The organism is Halochromatium glycolicum, assembly GCF_016584085.1.
GTDB lineage: Bacteria > Pseudomonadota > Gammaproteobacteria > Chromatiales > Chromatiaceae > Lamprobacter > Lamprobacter glycolicus.
Genome location: NZ_NRSJ01000021.1, coordinates 1 through 16143, shown reverse-complemented (window position 1 = coordinate 16143; position 16143 = coordinate 1). Strand labels below are relative to the sequence as shown.

Annotated in this window: 16 protein-coding genes; 12 read left to right on the top strand and 4 right to left on the bottom strand. The window is 65.3% G+C overall.

The genetic code is table 11. The annotated features are described in order from the left end of the window. Positions 1–17: 17 nt before the first annotated feature. A complete protein-coding gene (locus CKO40_RS12300) occupies positions 18–455 on the top strand; it encodes an SUF system Fe-S cluster assembly protein (RefSeq protein WP_200346515.1) in 438 nt (145 codons plus the stop codon). A gap of 246 nt (positions 456–701) precedes the next feature. On the opposite strand, the gene CKO40_RS12295 is transcribed toward CKO40_RS12300, so the two are convergent. Then, positions 702–1907 carry an AI-2E family transporter gene (locus CKO40_RS12295; protein WP_200346514.1) on the bottom strand — a complete coding sequence of 402 codons (1206 nt, stop codon included), beginning with the start codon at positions 1905–1907 and terminating at the stop codon, positions 702–704. A gap of 310 nt (positions 1908–2217) precedes the next feature. On the opposite strand from CKO40_RS12295, the gene CKO40_RS12290 reads away from it, so the two are divergent. After that, on the top strand, positions 2218–2646 hold the full coding sequence (locus CKO40_RS12290; RefSeq protein WP_200346513.1) for a hypothetical protein: 429 nt from the start codon (positions 2218–2220) through the stop codon (positions 2644–2646). A gap of 36 nt (positions 2647–2682) precedes the next feature. Here the strand turns inward: CKO40_RS12290 and CKO40_RS12285 are convergent, their stop codons facing one another. From CKO40_RS12285 to CKO40_RS12275, 3 genes are all read right to left on the bottom strand, one after another. Beyond that, entirely contained in the window at positions 2683–3549 is an 867-nt protein-coding gene (locus tag CKO40_RS12285; RefSeq protein WP_200346512.1) for an ATP-binding protein, read from the bottom strand. Positions 3550–3723: 174 nt separating this feature from the next. Continuing rightward, a complete protein-coding gene (gene ettA / locus CKO40_RS12280; RefSeq protein ID WP_200346511.1) occupies positions 3724–5391 on the bottom strand; it encodes an energy-dependent translational throttle protein EttA in 1668 nt (555 codons plus the stop codon). 800 nt (positions 5392–6191) lie between these two features. After that, entirely contained in the window at positions 6192–6857 is a 666-nt protein-coding gene (locus CKO40_RS12275) for an exopolysaccharide biosynthesis protein (protein ID WP_200346510.1), read from the bottom strand. Positions 6858–7267: 410 nt separating this feature from the next. Here CKO40_RS12275 and mobB point away from each other — a divergent pair, with 410 nt between their 5' ends. The 10 genes from mobB to CKO40_RS12225 all read left to right on the top strand — a co-directional run bounded on the left by mobB (position 7268) and on the right by CKO40_RS12225 (position 15929). After that, entirely contained in the window at positions 7268–8377 is a 1110-nt protein-coding gene (gene mobB / locus CKO40_RS25155; RefSeq protein ID WP_200346509.1) for a molybdopterin-guanine dinucleotide biosynthesis protein B, read from the top strand. 308 nt (positions 8378–8685) lie between these two features. Continuing rightward, positions 8686–10122, top strand: a complete 1437-nt coding sequence (locus CKO40_RS12265; RefSeq protein WP_200346508.1) for a Na(+)-translocating NADH-quinone reductase subunit A — start codon at positions 8686–8688, stop codon at positions 10120–10122. A 56-nt stretch (positions 10123–10178) separates the two neighbouring features. Beyond that, positions 10179–11399 carry an NADH:ubiquinone reductase (Na(+)-transporting) subunit B gene (locus tag CKO40_RS12260; RefSeq protein WP_200346507.1) on the top strand — a complete coding sequence of 407 codons (1221 nt, stop codon included), beginning with the start codon at positions 10179–10181 and terminating at the stop codon, positions 11397–11399. Continuing rightward, positions 11389–12225: a Na(+)-translocating NADH-quinone reductase subunit C gene (locus tag CKO40_RS12255; RefSeq protein WP_200346506.1), complete on the top strand. Its 837-nt coding sequence runs from the start codon at positions 11389–11391 to the stop codon at positions 12223–12225. The genes CKO40_RS12260 and CKO40_RS12255 overlap by 11 nt, the downstream gene beginning before the upstream one ends. Before the next feature lie 46 nt (positions 12226–12271). After that, entirely contained in the window at positions 12272–12934 is a 663-nt protein-coding gene (locus CKO40_RS12250; RefSeq protein ID WP_200346505.1) for an NADH:ubiquinone reductase (Na(+)-transporting) subunit D, read from the top strand. A gap of 106 nt (positions 12935–13040) precedes the next feature. After that, entirely contained in the window at positions 13041–13649 is a 609-nt protein-coding gene (gene nqrE / locus CKO40_RS12245) for an NADH:ubiquinone reductase (Na(+)-transporting) subunit E (RefSeq protein ID WP_200346504.1), read from the top strand. 31 nt (positions 13650–13680) lie between these two features. Next, positions 13681–14901, top strand: a complete 1221-nt coding sequence (nqrF, locus tag CKO40_RS12240) for an NADH:ubiquinone reductase (Na(+)-transporting) subunit F (protein WP_200346503.1) — start codon at positions 13681–13683, stop codon at positions 14899–14901. A gap of 90 nt (positions 14902–14991) precedes the next feature. Next, on the top strand, positions 14992–15228 hold the full coding sequence (locus CKO40_RS12235; protein WP_200346502.1) for a hypothetical protein: 237 nt from the start codon (positions 14992–14994) through the stop codon (positions 15226–15228). A gap of 36 nt (positions 15229–15264) precedes the next feature. Further along, entirely contained in the window at positions 15265–15681 is a 417-nt protein-coding gene (locus CKO40_RS12230) for a CBS domain-containing protein (RefSeq protein WP_200346501.1), read from the top strand. Positions 15682–15722: 41 nt separating this feature from the next. Then, complete coding sequence (locus CKO40_RS12225) at positions 15723–15929, top strand: PDDEXK family nuclease (RefSeq protein WP_200346500.1); 207 nt, start codon at positions 15723–15725, stop codon at positions 15927–15929. Positions 15930–16143 lie beyond the last annotated feature (214 nt).

The following is a 16143-nucleotide window of genomic DNA, read 5'->3' as shown; positions in this document are numbered from 1 at the left end:
GCCGAGGTGATGCGCTGATGAACCGACTAGCCAGATTTGCCGGCTTTGGCCTGGGTGACCGGGCACAGGTCGACCGCGATGACCTGCCCGGGGAAGGGGCGTTGACTGCAGAGGCCGAGGACAGCGGCCCTGAAGGTGCGTTGGATGACCCGGAAGCGTTGCGGGAGCCGATCATTGCGGCGCTGCGTAATGTCCATGATCCGGAGATTCCGGTCAATATCTACGATCTCGGTCTGATCTACCGGATCGACATCGCCGACAACGGCGATGTTGATGTCGATATGACCCTGACCGCACCGGCCTGTCCGGTCGCGGGTATGATGCCCGTGATGGTCAAGGATGCGGTCAAGACCGTCGACGGCGTGGGCGAGGTCGAGGTCGAGCTGGTTTGGGACCCGCCATGGAGCCCCGAGACGATGTCCGACGAGGCGAAGCTGACGCTCGGAATGCTCTAAGGCGATTGCCGGAAAAGCTCGTACCGAATGGCGCAGGATTGTCGTTTGCCTTCGAGGAGCGTCGCCGGGAGCATAGCCGGGCTATGTAACCGGCGGCGCGACGAAGAAGGCGAGCGAAAAGACCAGCAAGGCGGTATGAGCTTTGACAGAAATCGCCTAAACGCACCATGATCGTCGCACTGGCGCGTTGCGACGATCAGGCCAGGGTGGAGTTGGTGATTGGAAACTGCCGAAGCGCGTGGTCGTTCAACTGCTGCTTCTCGGTGCTTCGTCGGTATCCGGCGAGGGGTCGGTTTCGTCGTCGGTGAAGATGACGGCCTGCTCCTCGTCGCTCTCGTTCGGCGATTGATGGGCTGCTGCGGGCGCTGTCTCGCCCTCGGCCTCATCGCTGTCCGCGTTCACGGCTGGTAACAGGTCCTTGAATGCCTCGCCGTAGATCTCCCAGATCGTGATGAATAGGGACGCGATGACGGGGCCGATAAGCAGGCCAGCCATCCCGAACATGAATAGCCCGCCCAGGGTTCCGAAGAAGATCATCAGCTCGTGCATGTCGGTATGCTTTCCGACCAGAATCGGACGCAGCACGTTGTCGATGCTGCCGACCACCAATGCGCAGAAGGCGAAGAGTCCGATACCAGCGCCGATGTTCCCTTGCACGAGCAGGATCACCGAGGCCGGGGCCCAAACCAGCGCTGACCCGATCCCCGGAATGATCGAGAGCACCGCCATCACGGTACCCCAGAAGACCGCGTTCGGAAGGCCGGCGATGGCGAAGGCGATACCGGCGAGCGCGCCCTGCAAGACGCCGATCAACAGCGTGCCGGTCACCATCGCCTGGGTCACCGAGGTGAACTTGTTCAGCATCACCCGCTCGTCCCGGTCCTCAAGCGGCAGGTAATAGCGAATCGCCTCGACCACCTCCTTGCCGTCGATCAGGAAGAAGAACAGGGTGTAGAAGAAGACGACCGTCACGAACAGGAAGTTGACGGTCCCTAGCGCGATCGAGGACAGACCACCGACGAGCATCTTGCCGAGCGCCTCGACCGAGGCGGCGACCTTGGAGGTGAGCTCGTCCTCGTACGGCAGCAATTCCTCATAGAACGGGATTCGCTGCAGGAATTCGGCGAAGCTGCCCGGCTCTTTCAGAAAGTCGACCACGATTGGCGTCAGTGATTGGCCGACATTGACGGCTTGTCCGACGAAGACCGCGCTCAGCACGACCACCGGGATCAGCACGGTGAACAACAGCAACAGCAATGTCACAATCGAGGCGAGATAGTGGCGTCCGCCAAACCACTCGCTCAGCTTGAGATAGATCGGGTGCGTCATCGCCGCGAACACGGCAGCCATGAAGATCGCGACCAGGAATTGCTGGATCATGGTCAGGAACAGCAGTGAGATCACTGCGACCAAGATCAGCAAGACCACTTTGTTGATTACATCCTGTCGCATCAGCTCGACCTCGAGACCGCTTCCGCGCGGGTGGCGTGACCTAGCGTCGTTCGAACGGGTTGGTCAGTGCCCTGCTTGTCGTTCTGAGGTGGCCGGTCGGACAGCCTCATCTGCTCGGTGTTGCAGCACATTGTTGACCATTTTCATGGAGTTCTCGGTTCGGTAAGGCGATGATCAATGGCAAATCGCACTCAAGCGGTGCTGAGCCCCTGAGCTGGGCCCCTGAGCTGAGCCCCTGAGCTGAGTGATCAATCTCAATGCCAAGCTCCAGCGCCAAAGCTGAGTGCTGAACCTTAGAGAGGCAAATCGAATGGATAAGTTTACGCGCAACTACAGCATCGTTCTCGGCGTCGTCGTGATCGCGCTGGTCGCCTGGTGGATTTCGTCGATCTGGCAGCCCCGCGTATGGGAGATCAACGACATGTTGGAGGCGGATGCAAAGCTCGCCGAGTATCCGTACCAATTCCGGATGGTGTCCTTGGACAACGGTGTCGCAACGCTCTCCTCGCCGCGCAACTTTAAGGTCCCGGCCATCCGTTTTCTGGAGATCATCCATCCTGAGCTCGCTGGCCTGGCTCAGGATGATCCCAAGGTCATTGCAGCCCAACAAGACCTGATCGATCACCAGAAACGCGCCCAAGGTCTGGTGCTGGGCCAGCCGGATGTCGAGCGGGTCACCTGGCAGCTCGATGTGCAGTGGCTTGCTGACCATGGTGTCCAGGTACCAAACGCCAGCTAACGTGCGCTGGGCTTTGTATTGTGGGCGCTGCCGACGTCAGCGCGTCTCAGGGGTCCGTCGGCCGGCCCAATCGCGCGCGAATTGCCAGGCGGTGCGGCCGCTGCGCGAGCCGCGACGCAGGGCCCATTGCAGGGCCGCGTGCTCGGTCGCGGCGGGATCGGGGTCGCGGATACCGAGCCGTTCGAGCCAGTGCCGGACGACGGTTAGATACTGCTCCTGGCTGAATGGATAGAATGACAGCCAGAGCCCGAAGCGGTCCGAGAGCGAGATCTTCTCCTCGACCCCTTCGCCCTGATGGATCTCGCCGTCGACCATGCGCGCGTCTCGATTCTCGGACTGATACTCGGGCAGCAGGTGGCGCCGGTTCGAGGTCGCGTAGATCAGCAGGTTCTCGGGCGGGGCGCTGAGTGAGCCGTCGAGCGCCGCCTTCAGCGCCTTGTAGGCCGACTCCGAGGCCTCGAACGAGAGATCGTCGCAGTAGAGGATGAAGCGTTCGGGGCGGCCGTCGATCTCGGCCATGATCCCGGGCAGATCGATCAGGTCATCCTTGTCGACCTCGATCAGACGCAGTCCTTGATCCTGATAGGTGCTGAGCAGGGCCTTGATCAGCGACGACTTGCCGGTCCCGCGCGAGCCTGAGAGCAGCACATTGTTGGCGCCGCCGCCGGCGAGGAACTGGCGCGTGTTGCGGTCGATCTCGTCGCGCTGGCGCTCGATGCAGCAGAGGTCATCGAGCGCGAGCTGATGCGGTCGGCGGATCGCTTCGAGATGGCCGCTCCGACCCTCCTTGCGCCAGCGCCAGGCGACTGCGTTCCAGTCGGTCGCGCGCGGCGCCGGCAGCCAAGGCTCGACGCGGTCGAGCAGGGTATCGAGGCGCCCGATCAGGCGTGTCAGCTCATCCATCAGCGAATCCTCGCCGCGAGGCGCTCGGACGATGGCGCGGCTGTTCACAGTGGGACCGTTCAAACCGCGTCCGTCTGCGCGGGATGCGTTCGCGCTGGGCCCAGGCGAGCCGGGCTCGCTCGGGCCGCGTTTGCGCGATCGGGGCTGGGCGAGACATCGACCTCACGCCGACGCTCAGCCGGTCAGCGGCCGGTAGCGGATACGGTGCGGCTGATCGGCCTCGTCGCCGAGGCGGCGATGGCGATCGGCCTCATAATCGGCATAGTTGCCCTCGAACCAGGTCACCTGTGACTCGCCCTCGAAGGCGAGGATGTGGGTCGCGATCCGATCGAGGAACCAGCGATCATGGCTGATCACGACCACGCAGCCGGGGAAGTTGAGCACGGCCTCCTCGAGCGCGCGCAAGGTCTCGACATCGAGGTCGTTGGTCGGCTCGTCGAGCAGCAAGAGATTGCCGCCGCTCTTGAGCAGTTTGGCCAGATGGACGCGGTTGCGCTCGCCGCCCGAGAGGTCGCCGATGCGCTTCTGCTGATCGGCGCCCTTAAAGTTGAAGCGGCTCACATAGGCGCGCGAGGGCATCTCGTACTTGCCGACAATGATATTGTCGGCGCCGTCCGAGACCTCCTCCCAGACCGTCTTCTTGTCATCGAGCGCGTCGCGGCTCTGATCGACATAGGCGATCTCGACCGTCTCGCCGACCCGCAGCTCGCCGGCGTCGGGCGCCTCCTGCCCGGTGATGATCCGAAACAGCGTGGTCTTGCCGGCGCCGTTCGGGCCGATCACGCCGACGATGCCGCCCTTGGGCAGGTTGAACGAGAGGTCGTCGTAGAGCAGCCGATCGCCGTAGGCCTTGCGCAGCCCGTTGGCCTCGATCACCAGATCGCCGAGGCGCGGACCGGGCGGGATATAGATCTCGTTGGTCTCGTTGCGGGCCTGATACTCCTGCGATTGCAGCTCCTCAAAGCGGGCCAGGCGCGCCTTGCTCTTCGACTGGCGTCCCTTGGGGTTGGTGCGCACCCATTCGAGCTCGTGCTTCATCGCCTTGATGCGCGCCTGCTCGGCCTTCTCTTCCTGCTCCAGGCGCTTCTCCTTCTGCTCCAGCCAGCTCGAGTAGTTGCCCTGCCAAGGGATGCCGTGGCCGCGGTCGAGCTCCAGGATCCAGCCGGCAACGTTGTCGAGGAAGTAGCGATCATGGGTCACCGCGACCACGGTGCCGGTGTAGTCCTTGAGGAAGCGCTCGAGCCAGGCGACCGATTCGGCATCGAGGTGGTTGGTCGGCTCGTCGAGCAGCAGCATGTCCGGCTTCGACAGCAGCAGTCGGCACAGCGCGACGCGCCGGCGCTCACCGCCGGAGAGCTTTGAAACCTGCGCCTCCCAGGGCGGTAGCCGCAGCGCGTCGGCGGCTAGGTCGAGCGTTCGATCCAGATTGTGCCCGTCGGTCGCTTCGATCAGGTCCTCGAGCTCGGCCTGCTCCTTGGCTAAGGCATCGAAGTCGGCGTCCTCCTCGGCATAGGCGGCATAGACCTGGTCCAGGCGCTCGAGCGCCTGCTTGATCGGTGCGACCGCCTCCTCGACATTGCCGCGCACGTCCTTGGTCTCGTCGAGCTGCGGCTCCTGCGGCAGAAAGCCGACGTTGATCCCGGGCTGCGGCCGCGCCTCGCCCTCGATCTCGGTGTCGAGTCCGGCCATGATCCGCAGCAGCGACGACTTGCCGGCGCCGTTGAGCCCGAGCACGCCGATCTTGGCGCCCGGGTAGAACGACAACGAGATGTCGCGCAGGATCACGCGTTTGGGCGGCACGACCTTGCCGACCCGGTTCATGGTGTAGATGTATTGCGCCATCTCGATCCAACCTGGCTAGTATTGACCAACAGCGACGAGCAATGCGGCCCGGCCCGCTCTAAACCGGGTCTCAGGCGTTGCTCTTTGCTCCAAGGCTTCGTGATTCGCCCGGTGCCCCCTCAGTGGTGCCCCCCTGACGCCTCCACTCACGCCCCCACTGGCACCCCATTGGCGCCCAGCCACGAAGAGGCGCCCAGCCACGAAGGAAGGAACCGCGCGATCAGTGGCTCAAGCGCCAGCCGAGCGCAGCTGATGCGCTTGCCCAGGCGCACAGGGTGGCCGCGCAGGGTGGCAGAAACTGGGTGCCGGAAGCCGGGGTCCCGCTGCAGCGCGCCGCGGCACGAACCCTTCATTTTGCGCCTGTTCGGATGGGGGATTCAAGACGGCGGTTGGTGGTGACCGACAATCTCGAGGCGTCAGTGACCGCAGGACCCGGGGCACGGCGCTTCGTCGAGCTGAACCGGTATGCGCTGCTCGCGCTGCGATGGCGCTGCGCACGGCCACGGCGCTGCGAAGGACTTGGGGGCGTTGGCTGCCAGCGTCAGAAGCCCTGACAGAATGCCCCCTTTTAGCCTGATTGATCAGGAGGTTGCGCGAGTCAAGCGGCTGCCTCGATCGGGCCTCTAAGGCGATTGCCGGAAAAGCTCGTACCGAATTGCGCAGGATGTTCGTTTGCCTTCGAGGAGCGTCGCCGGGAGCATAGCCGGGCTATGTGACCGGCGGCGCGACGAAGAAGGCGAGCGAAAAGACCAGCAAGGCGGTATGAGCTTTGACAGAAATCGCCTAAGGCCGCGCTGCCGTCAGCCGAGGCCGAGAAGGGACTTGACCGCGTCCTTGAGGAGATCGATGAAGGCGGGGCCGAAGAGTGCGATGCCGACGAGCAACAGGGCGATCCAGGCGACCCCGATGGCGAGGCCGGCGAGCACCAGCAGGCCGTCGCGGGTGATGAGGCCGATGGAGGCGATCGCGATACCGATGCCGGGCAGGGTGTTGGTGGCTGGCAGGGGAATCAGGATGCTGGCGAGGAAGACAACGAACACGGCGCCCACCAGCCGCTCCGCGGTCGGCCCGGACAACAGCAGCAGACGCGGTCGCGCCAGGCGCTCGATCCAGCCGAAATAGTTGCCGGCGCCCGCAGCCATCTGCTGCAGACCGGCCTTGCCGAGCATCCGCTCGCCAAAGCGTTGCGGCATCCAGGGCTCCGCACGACCGAGGGCCATCTGGATTGCGACGGCCATCATCGGTAGCGAGACGATCTGCGGGATGCCGTAGAGCAGCGGAATGCAGACCGGGATCGACAGCGCGAACAGCATTAGACCGAAGGCCCGCTCGCCGAGCGCGTGGGTGAAATCGTGCAGGGTCATGCCCTCCGCCGGGGCCTCGGCGGCGATGACCTGGAGGGCCGCGATCAGGCCGCCGCGCGGGACGACCTCGTCAGTTGCTGTGTCGACAGGGTTGTCGTTCATGAAGGATGACCTTGGAGATGTCTGGTTCGGCGGTTGCGCGACCCGCTGGAGCCGGCGTGGATGGTACAGCGCCGAACGCGACGATGCCGCCCTTTTTTTGCCTTCGCCTTTACCCACCCCCGGATGCACCGCCGAACTGTTTTGCCGCGGCCGTTCTCGCGCCCGGGGAGGGTATCGCCAAGCCCCTGCTTCGCCATTGCAGCAAGGCGCCCAGAGGGCCCTGACGTCAGCGCCCTGACGTCAGGGCCCAGACATCGACCGTCTTCTTTCGGATAGACTGTTCGGGACGAGGCTTCGCGGTGACGGGCGATCGCTCGGCTCGCTGCATGCTGCTCTCGCCTCGTCCGTGAGGCAGCGCGCGATTCGGGCTCCTAGCCGCCTCCTAACCGCTTTGCTTGAGGGCTCCCCGGATGGATGCACCACCGATTCCTGCCATCGGGTTCGTGGCGCCGAGCGGCAGCGGCAAGACGACGCTGCTGCGCAAGCTGGTGCCACTACTGCGTCAGCGCGGTCTGCGGATCGGCTATTTGAAGCATGCCCATCATGGCTTCGCGCTGGACCGGCCCGGCAAGGACAGCTATGAGGTCGCGGCGGCCGGCGCGCGGCAGGTCATGCTGGTCTCGGGCGAGCACTGGGCGCTGCTCAGCCGCAGCAACCAGCGCGCCGAGGATCATCCGGCTGGGCTGGATGCCTTGCGGGCGCGCTTCGATGCGGACAGTCTCGATCTCCTGTTGATCGAGGGCTTCCGCGGCGCAGCCGTGCCGAAGATCGAGGTGTTCCGGGCGGCGGTCGCCAAGGCGCCGCTCTATCCGCAGGACGATGGGGTCATCGCGGTGGCGAGCGATGATCCGCTGGCGGTGCGGCCGCACCCGCCGGTGGTTCCGCTCAGCGACCCGGAGGCGTTGGCGGACCTGATCGCCGAGCAGGTGCGCCGGCAGGCCACGCCGGCCCGTGCCCGGAGTGATGATCCGCGCGAGGCGCTGATCGGCCATCTCGCGCGCCTGCGCCTGACCGGCAGCAACGAAGCCGAATTCGGTAGCGCCTCGGTGCGCCGGGGTGAGCATGTCTGGATCACGCCGAGCGCGGGGCTGTCGGATGCGATGAGCGTTGCGGACCTGATCGCCTGTTCGCTCGACGGTGCTTGGCCCAACGGGGTAGCGGTGGATGCGCCAATCCATCGCGCCGTCTATCGTCAGTCTCCCGAGACCGCTGCGATCCTGCATTCTCGTGGGCCGCACTCGGTTGCGGCGAGCTTTGCCGGGCGCGATTTCGAGCCGCCCGATCTTGAGGGCATGCGTCTGCTTGGGTCGGTTCCAGTGCTGGATGTCAGGTCAGACGCCATGCTGGATGAGGCGCCGAGCAAGGTGGCGCAAGCCCTTGCTTCTTCCCCGGTCTGCCTCATTGCCCGACAGGGTGTCTATGCGTGCGGCAAGACCGTTCGCAACGCCGCCCATGCCGCTGCGACGCTCGAGCTCTCGGCGCGTATCCACTTCTTGGAAACGTCGGGCCGCGCTGACTAATATCAGGGCACTAACCGCATCGATCCATTGCTATGTCAGCTGCAGCCGCCGAAGCCGAACCTGCCGAACACGCGATGACGGCGTCCTGTCCGGTGAAGTCGGCATCATCACCGGCCGGGCGCCCGACACCGTGAGAGTAGCGAAGGGCTCGCGAGACTTGACGCTCGCGTCCGAGCAAGGGATCGTATATTACCAAGTACTCACTGAGTGCCCCGTTCTCTCAGGGTCATGTTCATGCCCCCCTTGGCGGGCGTTGGCGAGAACGCGCGTCTGAATCTTGCAACCTAAGCAACGGCTCTCCGATCTCAGTGGCAGTCTTCCAATCGCTCACAGCCAATCGCTCGGCGCAGCAGTCGACAACGCGGCGCTTCAAGCTCAAGCGTGGCCTCGATATCCCGCTCAGCGGCGAGCCGAGCCCGGTGATCGATGCCGGCCCGGCGATGCGCCACGTTGCCCACAACGGCTACGACTGCGTCGGGGTCAAGCGCTTGCCGTCGCTGGAGATCGAGGTGGGTGATCGCGTGCGGCTCGGCCAGCCGATCACGCGCCGCAAGGCCTATCGCGAGGTCGCCGCGACGGCCCCGGGCAGTGGGGTGGTCGAGGCCATCCACCGCGGTCCGCGCCGGGCGCTCGAGACCATCGTGATCCGGCTCGACGAGGCCCGGGACGGTGAGGCGGCCGAGCCTGATCAAGAGACCTTCAATCGGTACGCGGCCGACGAGCTCGAGGGCTTGACCCGTGAGCAGGTGACCGAGAATCTGCTCGCCGCTGGCGCCTGGCTGGCGTTCCGGACGCGTCCGTTCAGCATGATCCCGCCGCCGGACAGCAACCCGGCGGCCTTGTTCGTCACCGCGATCGACACGCACCCGCTTGCGCCCGATCCCGGTCTCGTCATCGGCGAGGCCGGGGAGGCCTTCGCGGACGGGCTGCGGGTGATCGCGAAGCTCACCGACGGCCCGCGCTTTTGCGTCCAGGCCACGGGCGCGGCCGCGCCGGTGCCGGCGTCGTCGGGCTTCGAGACGGTCGAGTTCGCCGGCCCCCATCCGGCCGGGCTGGTCGGCACCCACATCCACTTCCTCTATCCGGCCTCGCTGCAGCGCAGCGTCTGGCACATCGGCTATCAGGACGTCATTGCGATCGGCCGGCTCTTCCGCACCGGGCGTATCGATCCGACCCGGATCATCTCGCTGGCCGGCCCGATGGTGGCCAAGCCGCGTTTGATCCGCACCCGCGTCGGCGCCAGCACCAATGATCTGATCAGCGGCGAGCTGCAGGGCCGGCATGAGGCGCGGGTGATCTCGGGCTCGGTGCTCAGCGGGCGCCATGCGGTCGGCACCAGCGCCTATCTCGGGCGCTTCCACAACCAGATCACGGTGCTGGCCGAGGACCGCGAGCGCGAGTGGTTCGGCTGGCTCAAGCCCGGCAAAGGGCGCTACTCGTCGCTGAACGTGTTCTGGTCCGGGCTGCAGCCCGGGGGGCGTTTGGCGCTCGGCACCTCTCAGCACGGCAGCCCGCGCGCGATGGTGCCGATCGGTGCCTATGAGCGGGTGATGCCGCTCGACCTGCTGCCGACGCAGCTGCTGCGCGCGCTCCTGGTCGACGACCTCGAAACCGCCGAGAAGCTCGGTGCGCTCGAGCTCGACGAGGAGGACCTGGCCTTGTGCAGCTTCGTCGACTGCGGCAAGCACGACTTCGCGCCGGCGCTGCGGCGCAACCTCGAGAAGATCTGGCACGAGAATCACTGACGCAATGATCGGCTCTTCGCTCCGCGACGAACACCTGAGCAGCGCCCGAGGTTCGGATGATTAAGGCCCTGCGCAAGTATCTCGATCGGCAGGAACGGCATTTCCTCCCCGGCGGCCGTTACGAGCGCTTCGGGGCGCTGTTCGAGCTGGTCGACACCTTCCTCTACACGCCGTCGACGGTGACCGCCGGCACGCCGCATGTGCGCGATGGCATCGACCTGAAACGGGTGATGATCTTCGTCTGGATCGCGGTGCTGCCGGCGGCGCTGTTCGGGATGATCAACATCGGCCTTCAGGCGAACAGCGCGATGGCCGCGATGGGCATCGAGCAGGTCGAGGGCTGGCGCGGCGGCCTGCTGTGGCTACTCGGTGCCGGCGGCAATGATCCCGGCAGCCTCTGGGACAACTTCTGGCATGGTGCGGTCTACTTCCTGCCGATCTACATCGTGACCCTGGCCGCGGGCGGCTTCTGGGAGGTGCTGTTCGCGCTGGTGCGCAACCACGAGGTCAACGAGGGCTTCTTCGTCACCTCGATCCTGTTCGCGCTGACCCTGCCGCCCGATATCCCACTGTGGCAGGTCGCGCTCGGGATCTCGTTCGGGATCGTGATCGGCAAGGAGGTCTTCGGCGGCACCGGCAAGAACTTCCTGAACCCGGCCCTGACCGGGCGTGCCTTCCTGTTCTTCGCCTATCCGAGCGAGATCTCCGGTGACGCCGTCTGGACCGCGGTCGATGGCTTCAGCGGGGCGACGCCGCTGATGCTTGCCGCCGAGGGCGGGGTGTCGGCGATCCAGGCCGCCGGGATCAGCTGGTGGCAGGCCTTCTTCGGCACCATCCAGGGCTCGATCGGCTCGACCTCGACGCTGATGATCATCATCGGCGCGCTCTTCCTGCTCTACACCGGCGTCGCCTCCTGGCGCATCATGGCCGGCGTGCTGCTCGGGGTCGTCGCCGGCGCCCTGCTATTCAACGCGCTCGGGAGCGAGACCAATCCTGCCTTTGCCGTGCCCTGGCACTGGCACCTCGTGCTCGGTGGGCTCGCCTTCGGGCTGGTCTTCATGGCCACCGATCCGGTCTCGGCGTCGATGACCGAGGCCGGCAAATGGATCTATGGGGCGCTGATCGGCTTCATGACGGTGATGATCCGGGTCTTGAATCCGGCCTATCCAGAGGGCGTGATGCTCGCGATCCTGTTCGCTAACCTGTTCGCGCCGTTGATCGACTGGTTCGTGGTGCAGGCCAACATCCGGCGGAGGGCGAAGCGTCATGCGGGCTGATGCGCCGATCCGCGACAACGCCCGGGCTGGACGCCTCGGGCCCCTATTGGCGGTGTTCCGGCTCCCGAACGATGATCCGCGCAAGACCCTGGCCGTTGCGTTGGCGCTCTGCCTGGCCTGCTCGGTGGTGGTCTCGGCCACCGCCGTGGCGCTGCGGCCGCTGCAGGAGCGCAACGCGGCGCTGGCGCTGAAGGAGGAGATCGTCAACGTGGCCGGGCTGTCGACGGGCGGGCGCTCGCTCGACGAGGCCTTCGGCCAGATCGAGACCCAGCTGGTCGACCTCGACAGTGGCGAGTTCGTCGAGGGCGCCGATCCGCTGACCTATTCCTATCGCGAGGCCGCCCAGGACCCGTCTGCCAGCACGGCGCTCGGTGACAGCGACCCGGCCGATATCGATCGCCGCCCGGATCGGATGCCGGTCTACCTGGTGCGCCGCAACGGCGAGCTCGAGACCCTGATCCTGCCGGTCTATGGGGCCGGACTCTGGTCGACGATGCATGGACTGGTCGCGCTGGCACCCGATGGGCGCACCGCCAAGGCCTTCACGATCTACGAGCAGCGCGAGACCGCCGGCCTCGGCAGCGAGGTCGCAAGCGAGCAATGGCTGTCCGCGTGGTCGGGCAAGGTGCTGATCGAGGACGGCGAGCCGGTGATCGAGGTGGTCAAGGGCGGGGTCGATCCGTCCTCGCCCAACGCCGAGCACCGGGTCGATGGGCTCTCCGGCGCCACGCTGACCAGCAACGGCGTCGCCAACCTGATGCGGTTCTGGCTCGGCGAGCGCGGCTACGGCCCGTTCCTGGACCGCATCCGATCCGATCGCGGCTGAGGCCGTCGCTGAGCCAAGGGGCGACGACAGAAGGGGGCGATACGCAATGGAGAAGACATTCGGGCGGCTCGTGCTCGAGCCGATCGTCGACAACAACCCGATCACGCTGCAGATCCTGGGCATCTGCTCGGCGCTGGCGGTCACCACCAAGCTGGCGCCGGCGATCACGATGAGCATCGCGCTGACCGCGGTGATCGTCAGCGCCAGCGTCCTGATCAGCCTGATCCGGCACCATATGCCGAGTAGCATCCGGATCATCATCCAGATGACCATCATCGCCTCGCTGGTGATCATCGTCGACGAGGTGCTCAAGGCCTTTGCCTACGAGCTCTCGAAGCAGCTCTCGGTGTTCGTCGGCCTGATCATCACCAACTGCATCGTGCTCGGCCGGGCCGAGGCGTTCGCGTCGAAGAACCCGCCCTGGCCGACCTTCCTCGATGCGCTCGGTCACGGGATCGGCTATAGCGTCATCCTGATCAGCGTCGCGGCGATCCGCGAGCTCTTCGGCTCGGGCAGCCTGCTCGGCGCGCAGGTGCTGCCCCTGGTCAAGGAGGGCGGCTGGTACGAGCCGAACGGGCTGATGCTGCTCGCCCCGGGCGCCTTCTTCATCATCGGACTGATGATCTGGGCGATCCGCACCTGGAAGCCGGCCCAGGTCGAGAAGCCCGAATACCGTATCAACATCGTGCATCGCACGGAGGGCAGCTGATGGCCGCGGCGCGAGTCTGTTGTGCGACGCCGGCGCGCGCCTGGGCCGCGGTGCTCCGCTTCGGCCCGAGCGGTGGTGCGCGCCCGCGCCTGGCTGGAGATCACTGATGGAGCATTATCTGTCGCTGCTGTTCAAGGCGGTCTTCGTCGAGAACCTGGCGCTGGCGTTCTTTCTCGGCATGTGCACCTTCCTGGCGGTCTCCAAGCGCATCGAGACCGCGCTCGGGCTGGGGGTCGCGGTGATCGTCGTGCAGACCATCACCGTGCCGGTCAACAGCCTGATCCATCAGTATCTGCTGCAGGAAGGCGCCTTGGCCTGGGCGGGCCTGCCCGAGCTCGATCTGTCGTTCCTGGGGCTGATCACCTATATCGGCGTGATCGCGGCGATGGTCCAGATCCTGGAGATGTCGCTCGATCGCTACTTCCCGGCGCTGTATCAGGCGCTCGGCATCTTCCTGCCGCTGATCACCGTCAACTGCGCCATCCTCGGCGGCTCGCTGTTCATGGTCGAGCGCGGCTACAACCTGCCCGAGAGCACCGTCTACGGCTTCGGCAGCGGGCTCGGCTGGGCGCTGGCGCTGGTGCTGCTGGCCGGTATCCGCGAGAAGCTCAAGTACAGCGATGTGCCCGATGGGCTGCAGGGACTCGGCATCACCTTCATCACCACCGGCCTGATGGCGATGGCCTTCATGTCGTTCTCGGGTATCCAGCTGTGAGCGCGCCCATGCGGTACTTGGAGGTCGCCCCATGCTCTCTCTGACCCTCGGCATCCTGATCTTCACCGCGGTCGTGCTCGCGCTCGTGGTGCTGATCCTCGGCGCGCGCCGGGTCCTGGTGCCGACCGGCGATGTCCACATCGACATCAACGAGGAGCGCGACATCGTCACCAGCGCCGGCCGCAAGCTGCTCGGTGCGCTCGCCGATGCGGGTCTCTATGTGCCCTCGGCCTGCGGCGGCGGCGGCACCTGCGGGCAATGCCGCGTGCGCGTGCTGGAGGGCGGTGGCACGCTGCTGCCGACCGAGTCCAGCCTGATCAACCGGCGCGAGGCCAACGAGGGCTATCGGCTCGCCTGCCAGGTCGCGGTCAAGGACGACCTGCGCATCGAGCTGCCGCGCGAGGTCTTCGGGGTGCGCCGCTGGACTTGCCGGGTGCGCTCCAACCGCAGCGTCTCGACCTTCATCAAAGAGCTGATCCTGGAGCTACCACCGGGCGAGGAGGTTGCCTTCCGTGCCGGCGGTTATATCCAGATCGAATGTCCGCCGTATCATCTTTCATACAAGGACTTCGACATCCCCGAGCACCTGCGCGAGGACTGGGATCGCTATGATCTCTGGGAGCTCGAGGCGGGCACCAAGCATCCGGTGACGCGCGCCTATTCGATGGCCAACTACCCGGACGAGGCGGGCATCATCATGCTCAATGTCCGCATCGCGACCCCGCCGCCGGATCACCCGGACGTCCCGCCCGGGATCATGTCGAGCTACATCTTCGGGCTCAAACCGGGCGACGAGGTGACCATCTCCGGGCCCTTCGGCGAGTTCTTCGCCAAGGACACCGAGGCCGAGATGATCTTCGTCGGCGGCGGCGCCGGCATGGCACCGATGCGCAGCCACATCTTCGATCAGCTCAAGCGCTTGAAAAGCCAGCGCACGATCTCCTTTTGGTACGGTGCGCGCAGCAAGCGCGAGATCTTCTACCAAGAGGATTTCGACGCCCTGGCCCGCGAGCACGACAACTTCAGTTGGCATATCGCGCTCTCGTCGCCGCAACCAGAGGACAACTGGCAGGGCGAGACCGGCTTCATCCACACGGTGCTCTACGAACGCTATCTGAAGGACCACCCGGCACCGGAGGATTGCGAGTACTACATGTGCGGCCCACCGATGATGACCGCCTCGGTGATCGGCATGCTCCACAGTCTCGGCGTCGAGAACGACAACATCCTGCTCGATGACTTCGGTGGCTGATGTCGCGATACGTGTCGTTACCGTGAATCACGCGCCATTCATCGTCCGGGGTGGCGCGCGGTGCCATGAACGTTAGCCAGTGTTTAGCCAGTGTTTACGGTTTTGATCGCGATGCTCGAGTTCCTGTTCGCCCTGCTGTTCTTCTCGCTGGCCTTTGCCGGGCTGGCCGCCGGTGTGCTTGCCGGTCGCGGCGCTGTCACCGGCAGCTGCGGTGGGCTGAATCAGATTCCTGGGCTAAGCTCAGATTGTGGCGGCGCCTGTCGCAGTGGTCGGGTGTGTCCGAATCGCTCGCAAGGACCCGCGGCCCAGACGCCGGAGCCTGACTGATTCCGAACCTTGCCCGCTGGGAGAGGACGCGCGCAGATGATAGAGACCAAGACGGCCAAACAGGCGATGTCGCGCGGACTGGTGACGTTGCGACCGGAGATGGACGTGCTCGAGGCGCTGCGCATCCTGATCGAGCAGCGCCTGTCCGGTGCGCCGGTGACCGACCAGGTCGGTAATCTGGTCGGCATCCTCACCGAGCGCGACTGCATGCAGATCGCGCTCGGCGCTGGCTACTACAGCGAAGACGGCGGCCATGTCGCCAACTTCATGAGCCCGGACGTGGTCACCGTGGATGCGAACACGCCGGTGACCGAGGTCGCCGAGCGCTTCGCGAGCAGCAACTTCCGGCGGCTCCCAGTGATGGAGCAGGGGCGGCTGATCGGGATCATCAGCCGCCGCGACGTGCTCAAGCAGCTCGAGGTCGCCTGGCAGCCGGATCGGCATCGCATCTGAGCCGTCACCACTGCAGCGCGTCCGCCATCCCCGAACAATTGTTGTTTCACGCGAGGGCGAATCGTTCGGGCTCCGCCCTGTTCCAGATCCCGGAGGTCTGGCTCATCGACCTGCAAGGCGGTCATCTGGATGTTCATCGTGCCCCCGATGGGGGGCGCTACAGCGCTCGGTTCCGTGTAACGGATCGATCCCATGTCGAGGTCGCCAGCGTGCCGGATCTGGTCCTCGATTGTCGGGATCTGTTCTGACCCCATCTCCTGAACGGGCGCGGCAATCCCAGCAATTCCCGCCGCAAAAATATCTGCTTTAGAAACAATAAGTTGGCTTTGAGCCGAAAAAAATCTTTCGTAAACTTTTGAAGCCGAATCAGTATACTGCCACGACCTTCTCAAGCTGCGAGGCAGGTATTGATGAGTGGTCCGTTCTCACGCCAGCACCTCAGCGTCGCGGGACTGCTGCGCG